Origin of the sequence: Allofournierella sp. (assembly GCF_048388525.1) — a bacterium.
Lineage (GTDB): Bacteria > Bacillota > Clostridia > Oscillospirales > Ruminococcaceae > BQOK01.
Genome location: NZ_DBGCTQ010000081.1, coordinates 1 through 3924, shown reverse-complemented (window position 1 = coordinate 3924; position 3924 = coordinate 1). Strand labels below are relative to the sequence as shown.

Here is a 3924-nt window from a genome sequence, read left to right as displayed (position 1 = left end):
GAGGGCACCGTGGCGCTGCACATTTGGTGCGCAGGCTCCGGGGCGGCGGCCGGCCCCTCGCATTGCTGCACCTTCACGGCCACGCGCCCCACAAAGGCAAGCTCGGCGCATGCCAGCCCGGCCGCCCTTTCCAGCAAAAACGCGTAGGCGGTGCCGGCGTGCTCCGGGTCCTGCAAAATATCGCCCAAGCAGCTTCGCTCGAGCCCCAGGCCCAGGAGCGAGCCCATATAATCTTTATGGGCGGGCGCCCCGGCCCCGGCGGGAACAGCGCATTCCAGCTTAACGCAACAAATCGGCGGCGCGCTCACAGCGCCCGCCGGTTCGATGCAAAGCAGCTTCCGCTCCGCGGCGGGATGCCCGCCCTCAAAAGAATATTCCGCGCAGCCCGCCGCATTCAGCGCAGCTTGGCAAAGGGCCTGTTCACGGTCGCTCAAAAAGCCGCTGTACCGCGCCGCACCCCTGCCGCAGGCCGCCCGAAAGAGATCCTGCGCACGGCGCATGACCAGCTTTTCCTGCTCGTTTTGCGGGGGCAAAAACCCCCGCCCGCCGTTAGAAGAAGACACCGTTGCTCTCCAGCTCGTCCAGCAGATCCCCCATGATATCCACATTGTAAGGGGTGATAATAAAGGTGCTGTTGGCCACCCGTTTCATCTGGCCGTTGTTGGCGTACGCCACACCGGACAAAAAGTCCACCAGCCGGCGGGACACCTCTTTGTTGGTGGATTCCAGGTTCAGCACCACCGTGCGCTTTGCGTTCAGATGATCCGCCACCGTGCTGGCATCGTCGAACCGCTCCGGCTTGACCAGAACCACCTGCAGCTGGGTGGTGGCATTGATGTTGACCACTTTATTGCGCTTGCCGCCGGTCACCTCAGGCTGGGGGTAATCGTCTTCCACCGGGGCGCTTGCGCGGGAGGGAAACATATCTTCATCGGGGTAATCATCGTATTCGTCGTCGTTCACACCTAAAAAGCCCTTGATTTTATCAAACATCTCGCGTTTGCTCCTTCCAGTTTACCAAGGCCGGACACAGCAGAACACAGCCTGGCAAACCCTATAACATCAGTTAGTATATATTATCGCTTTTTTTGGCGTTTCTGTCAACAAACAAAGCGGTTTTTTTGCGTTATTTACAACATTTTCCCGTCCCGCAGATCACTGCCTTCCACGATCACCTCATCGAACAGACGCACCTCATTCTCGGTGCCCACCTTGCCGCCCTCGGGAACCAGGATATATTCCTCGTTTTGATACAGCACCGTGATCCTGCGCCAGCGGGCCAGATTTCCATATTTTACATACACGCCCTTTTCCCCGTCCACGATGTGCAGGGCCTTCGCGTTGATGCGCACCCCCTGGTAAGACTCAAAATCGATCTTGGCGCTGCCCCTGGCAAGGCTCAGCACATCGGCCCCCACGTACTCGCAGCTCAGCACCACCTTGGCAAGGCCGCTGGCCTCGTCCACCGTCACGCTTTCCACCTTGGCGGGCAGCACTTTTTCGGCTTCACCGGGGAAACTCAGGTTCACCTTGCTCACATTTTCGAACTTTTTGCTCTCCTGCAGGGTGCACACGCCATAAAAACGCCACTTGTAACTGCCCACCAGCTTGCCCGCGCCGCTCATGGCGCGCACGCCCGCACCGCTTTCCAGCGCGTCGGCAATCTCGGCCGCGCCCATTGCGTCCAGCTGGTCCACATCGTATTCCAGCCATTCCCCCGCCGCCGCAGCCACAAAATAGCCGCCTGAGGGGGCCGTGACCGGCGCCGGGCTGCCAAGCTGGGCCAGCGCGGCCTGGCGCTCCTCTTCCAAAAGGCTGCGCGCGGCAGAAAAATCCCGGGTCGCGCCGGTCGTGATCTGCAGGCGGTTTACAGCCAGCAGGTATGCGTTTGCCTGCCTGGTCACGCCCTGATAGTTTTGGCTGTCCAGCTGATCCAAAAGGTCGTAAAAAGAGCTCTGGCGCTGGGTGAGCAGCAGGTCCACATCGCTGCCCGCCGTGTTCTCGGATTTTTTGAGCAGCTCAATCTGCGCGTCCAGCTCGGTAAGGCGCTGCCGGGCCCGCCCCTGGGATTCGTCGGTATACTGTTCAGCCACCTGGCCGTTCTGGGCCACCCTTTCGCCATTCTCCACCAGGTAGCCCAAAAGGCCCCCGCCCGGCACCTCCGCCTGGTCAAAGGCGAGGTATCCCTCGCACAGCAGGCTGTCGGACAGATCGTACTCAATGGCGGTCTCGGTCTGATACGGGCGGTCCAGGATGGCAAAAAGCTGTTTTGCCAGATACAGCACGGGCACGGCCAGCACCAGCAAAATGGCAAAGGTGGCAATCTTATGTTTTGAGCTGCGCACAGGCAGGCCCTCCCCTCTTTTCAGTGCTTTCCCTTTTCGGCGCTCTGTGCATTACAGCGCAAAGCGCCCCCGGATCGCTTGCTCCGCCGCCTGCTGTACCCCCGGCGCCGAGCCATCCAGCCACACCACGCCCTCCATGCGGCGGAACCAGGTGAGTTGGCGCTTGGCATAATTCCGGCTGGCTTGTTTGAGCTTGGCCGCGCACACTTCCAGCGGCGCCGCCCCCTCAAAATAAGGAAAAAGCTCCTTGTAGCCGATGGCCTGGGCCGCCGTTTTGTAGCTTTCGCGGTTTTTCCATACCAGCTCGGCCTCGGCCAAAAGGCCCCGGTCCAGCATCTGGTCCACCCGCTGGTCAATGCGCTCATAGAGCTGGCCGCGGGGCCAATCAAGGCAGAGCACCAACGCATTGTAGGGCCTTTGCGCTGGGCGCGAGGCCTCCCTTTGCTGCGTCATGGTGACCCCGCTGGTATAATAGAGCTCCAGCGCGCGCAGCACCCGCCCCTTGTTATGCGGGTGCACTGCCGCCGCATAGGCAGGGTCAATGCGGCGCAGCTCGGCGTGAAGGGCCTCCGGGCCCTCCCGGTCTGCGCGCTGCACCAGGGCCGCGCGCAGCGCCGGGTCGGCTTTCTGGGGCGCAAAGCGAACGCCCTCCAGCAGGCTCTCAATATAAAGGCCGGTGCCGCCCACCACAAAGGGCAGCCTGCCCCGGCCCGCGATCTCCACGATGCAGCGCCCTGCGGCCTCCACATAATCGGCCACACTGAAGGCCTTTTCCGGCGCAAGGAACCCCACCAGATGATGCGGCACGCCCTGCGCCTCGGCCGCCGTGACCTTGGCGGTTCCCACATCCAGCCCCTGGTAGATCTGCATGGAATCGGCGTTCACGATCTCGCCCCCGAACGCGCGGGCAAGCGCCACCGACAGGCCCGTCTTGCCGCTCGCGGTGGGGCCGCCCAGCACCGCCAGGCACGGTTTATCCCATTCGGCCAAACTGCTTCTCCAGCTCCTTTTGCGTCAGCTTCAACACCACCGGCCGGCCGTGAGGGCAGAACGGGGGCACCTTGCCGTCTAAAATATCCTGCGCCAGGCGCAGCAGCTCCATGCGGTCCGAGCGGTCCCCCGCCTTGATCGCCGCCTTGCATGCGATGGAATGAAGGACCCATTCGGTCTTTTCGCTCATGGCGTCTTTGCTGCCCCGCGCCAGCTTTGCCGCCAGCTCACACACAAGGGCCTCCACATCTCCCGCCTCCACATCGGCCGGCACCGCCCGCACCAGCACGGTGGAGCCGCCAAAGTCTTCTGCCTCCACCCCCGCGGCTTCCAACAGCTGCGCGTGCTCTGCCAGGGCATGTTTTTCCTCGGCGGAAAGGTTCACGGGAACAGGCGCAAGCAGCATTTGGCTGCTCACCTGCCCATACGAGGCAGCCAGCTTTTCGTACAGCACGCGCTCGTGGGCAGCGTGTTTATCGATCAGGCAGAGCTCCCGGCCCCGCTGTGTGATAATGTAGGTTTTAAACGCCTCGCCGATGTACTGCAGCGGCTCCCTCTCTTCCCCCTCGGGGGCGGCGGGCGGCGCGCT

4 protein-coding genes and 1 pseudogene are annotated in these 3924 nt (G+C 62.4%); all 5 read right to left on the bottom strand.

Annotation, left to right across the window (positions count from 1 at the left end):
- A partial coding sequence (locus ACMLHZ_RS10075; protein WP_418667598.1) for a YlmH/Sll1252 family protein occupies positions 1–563 on the bottom strand: 563 nt, incomplete at its 3' end.
- Complete coding sequence (locus ACMLHZ_RS10070; protein ID WP_177564181.1) at positions 550–993, bottom strand: cell division protein SepF; 444 nt, start codon at positions 991–993, stop codon at positions 550–552. The genes ACMLHZ_RS10075 and ACMLHZ_RS10070, both read right to left, overlap by 14 nt.
- Before the next feature lie 137 nt (positions 994–1130).
- Positions 1131–2345 (bottom strand): HlyD family efflux transporter periplasmic adaptor subunit, encoded by a 1215-nt coding sequence (locus tag ACMLHZ_RS10065; RefSeq protein WP_418667597.1) that lies wholly within the window; start codon positions 2343–2345, stop codon positions 1131–1133.
- A 51-nt stretch (positions 2346–2396) separates the two neighbouring features.
- Positions 2397–3335, bottom strand: a complete 939-nt coding sequence (gene miaA, locus ACMLHZ_RS10060) for a tRNA (adenosine(37)-N6)-dimethylallyltransferase MiaA (protein ID WP_418667596.1) — start codon at positions 3333–3335, stop codon at positions 2397–2399.
- A pseudogene (locus ACMLHZ_RS10055) lies at positions 3319–3924 on the bottom strand (DNA mismatch repair protein MutL); the annotation flags it as partial. The pseudogene ACMLHZ_RS10055 and the gene miaA, both read right to left, overlap by 17 nt.

Bases quoted from the DNA above. Each gene is read 5' to 3' on its own strand.
- ACMLHZ_RS10070 (WP_177564181.1), bottom strand. From the start codon at position 993: ATGTTTGATAAAATCAAGGGCTTTTTAGGTGTGAACGACGACGAATAC.